We start from the raw sequence: 1450 nt of genomic DNA, 5'->3' as shown, positions 1-1450 counted from the left end.
AAATGGGTAATCAATAATTCTGGTAATAAAATCTTAAGTAAATCTATATATGCGTCCAATGCCTCCTGTTTAGAAAACAAAAATCAAACTATTCATTCAATTCACACACAACTTTTGAGAATGATCCCGAATAATTCCGATTTCAAACTATTAACAAAGTCTTACCCTTTTTACAAATGGCTGTTTTATACTTTTAATCATATTTGACAGCTATGGAAAATCCTAAACTTACCGAATCTATAAGTCCCCAGGATCTGATACTTATCAAAAAATGTCAGGCAGATCTTGATGAAACTCCGTTTTTAATGCGAGTGCTTAATACCATAGGTACACCTATCGATCAGGGCTTAGAGCTTTTACCTCAAAAATACCAGAGCAAAGTAAGCACCACGATTCAAAAAGCATTGCAGCTTGCGGTCAAGGCAAACCTGAAAACCTTAAAAACCGATAAAAAAAGCTTGCCTTCTTCCAATCTCACCTATCAACTGGTAACCGGATTTTCAGGGGCAACCGGCGGATTTTTTGGAGTTGCCGGTTTTACAACAGATTTGCTGATTTCGACCAAATTTATGATGCGCTCTATTATGGATATCGCCCGAAGCCAGGGGGAAGACGTGCACGATATTGAAACCCAGCTGGCTTGTCTGCAGGTTTTCGCTTTAGGCGGAACTTCTACCGAAGATGATGCGCTCGAAACTTCGTATTACGCCACCCGTACGGCCCTGCACACCGCGATGAATCAGGCCAGCGCCTATGTAGCCGATAATGGAACCAAAAAAATTATTGAAACCCTGGCTTCACAAACAGCAGGTCCTATTTCAAAACTCATCACTCAGGTTGCAGCACGTTTCAGCGTTCAGGTGAGTGAAAAATTTGCCGCACAGGCCATTCCGGTTATTGGGGCTGCTGCCGGTGCTTCGATTAATGTGCTCTTCATCAAACACTTTCAGAAAATTGCCACCGCGCATTTCACCCTAAGGCGCCTGGAACGCAAATATTCAAGAGAATTAATTCAGAAAAAATATAACGAGATTGAGATTGAAGGTATAATTGTTTCGGACTAATTAAACAACTCATTAATCCTGTTCAATTTGAAGACAGGCGACTTCATTAAACTCTACATTTTCAACAAACTCCTTTAACGAGGATTGATTGCTAATTAATAATGATGCTATATTTCTGGTTGTAGTATCACCTGTTCTTAACCAAATTATTTTTGGGTAATTACCTCTAATACTTGCGATATTTTAGAAATCTGCATCAAACGTAACAATAACAAAATTGTTTATTTTGGCATACTCCCAAATTTCTATATCAGAAGTGTGAGCATCCCCCAAAAATTAGGACAGTAATTTAAGTTCCAAAATAACTTTAAATTTACTGTTTTATGACACGAAGAAAATTCACACCCAAGTTCAAGACCAAAGTGGTTTTAGAAGCTCTCAAAGAG

General features: G+C 38.6%; 2 protein-coding genes. One reads left to right on the top strand and one right to left on the bottom strand.

Annotation, left to right across the window (positions count from 1 at the left end; all coding sequences use genetic code 11):
* The first annotated feature begins 212 nt into the window (after window positions 1-212).
* Window positions 213-1064 (top strand): EcsC family protein, encoded by an 852-nt coding sequence (locus LLW17_RS18785; RefSeq protein WP_228231831.1) that lies wholly within the window; start codon window positions 213-215, stop codon window positions 1062-1064.
* A 183-nt stretch (window positions 1065-1247) separates the two neighbouring features.
* Here the strand turns inward: LLW17_RS18785 and LLW17_RS19055 are convergent, their stop codons facing one another.
* Window positions 1248-1337, bottom strand: a complete 90-nt coding sequence (locus LLW17_RS19055) for a DUF5615 family PIN-like protein (RefSeq protein WP_350355227.1) — start codon at window positions 1335-1337, stop codon at window positions 1248-1250.
* Window positions 1338-1450: the final 113 nt, after the last annotated feature.

The sequence above is a fragment of the Leeuwenhoekiella parthenopeia genome (genome assembly GCF_020782115.1).
In the GTDB taxonomy this organism is placed as follows: Bacteria; Bacteroidota; Bacteroidia; order Flavobacteriales; family Flavobacteriaceae; genus Leeuwenhoekiella; species Leeuwenhoekiella parthenopeia.
This window is presented reverse-complemented; position numbering and strand designations above follow the sequence as displayed.

Bases quoted from the DNA above. Each gene is read 5' to 3' on its own strand.
- LLW17_RS18785 (WP_228231831.1), top strand. From the start codon at position 213: ATGGAAAATCCTAAACTTACCGAATCTATAAGTCCCCAGGATCTGATA.